This is a genomic window from Terriglobus sp. YAF25 (assembly GCF_052113305.1).
In the GTDB taxonomy this organism is placed as follows: domain Bacteria; phylum Acidobacteriota; class Terriglobia; order Terriglobales; family Acidobacteriaceae; genus Terriglobus.
This window is the reverse complement of sequence record NZ_JBFRCY010001043.1, coordinates 1-1,090: the sequence shown is the minus strand read 5'-3', so window position 1 is coordinate 1,090 and position 1,090 is coordinate 1. Positions and strand designations below refer to the sequence as shown.

Here is a 1,090-nt window from a genome sequence, read left to right as displayed (position 1 = left end):
CGAGGTGACGCGGGTGGCGCGGGAGATCGGCGTCGAGGGCGAGCTCGGCGGTCAAGCGCAGGTGCCGGGTGCGGCGGGAACGTGGAAGGATCTCACCGATTCGGTGAACACCGCGTTCCGTAACCTCACCGGACAGGTCCGCAACATCGCGCAGGTGACGACGGCGGTCGCCAACGGCGATCTGTCGCAGAAGGTCACCGTGGACGTCTCCGGCGAGATGCTMGAGCTGAARAACACCGTCAACACGATGGTGGACCAGCTSTCGTCCTTCGCCGACCAGGTCACGCAGATGGCGCGGGACGTGGGCACCGAGGGCCGTCTCGGCGGTCAGGCGCGGGTGGACGGCGTCAGCGGCACTTGGAGGGACCTGACCGACTCAGTCAACTCCATGGCGGGAAACCTGACMTCGCAGGTGCGCRGSATCGCSCAGGTGACCACGGCGGTGGCGCGCGGCGATCTGTCGCAGAAGATCGACGTGGAYGCCCGCGGSGAGATCCTGGAGCTGAAGAACACCATCAACACGATGGTCGATCAGCTCTCCGACTTCGCCGAACAGGTGACCCGGGTCGCCCGCGAGGTGGGTACGGAAGGCCGTCTTGGCGGGCAGGCGCGGGTGCCTGGTGTGGCGGGCGTCTGGCGCGATCTGACCGACTCGGTGAACAGCATGGCGGGCAATCTGACCGCCCAGGTGCGCAGCATCGCGCAGGTCGCCACGGCGGTGGCGCGCGGTGACCTGTCGCAGAAGATCGAGGTGGATGCGCGCGGCGAGATCCTGGAGCTCAAGAACACTCTGAACACCATGGTCGACCAGCTGTCSTCGTTCGCSGAKSAGGTCACSCGGGTGGCSCGYGAGGTGGGYACSGASGGCMWCCTCGGCGGSCAGGCRCGGGTGCCCGGTGTCGCGGGKACCTGGAASGAYCTCACCSAGTCCGTGAACGGCATGGCCGACAACCTGACCTCCCAGGTGCGCTCCATCGCCGAGGTGACCACGGCGGTCGCCAAGGGCGATCTGACGAAGAAGATCACGGTSGASGCCCGGGGCGAGATCCTGGAGCTCGTCATGACCGTGAACCTCGTCATGACCGTGAAC

1 protein-coding gene is annotated in these 1,090 nt (G+C 67.2%); it reads left to right on the top strand.

Going from position 1 to position 1,090, the window contains the following annotated elements:
• Nucleotides 1-13: 13 nt before the first annotated feature.
• The coding region (locus tag AB4043_RS26395) for a HAMP domain-containing protein (RefSeq protein WP_442308639.1) at nt 14-1,090 on the top strand (1,077 nt) is incomplete at its 3' end.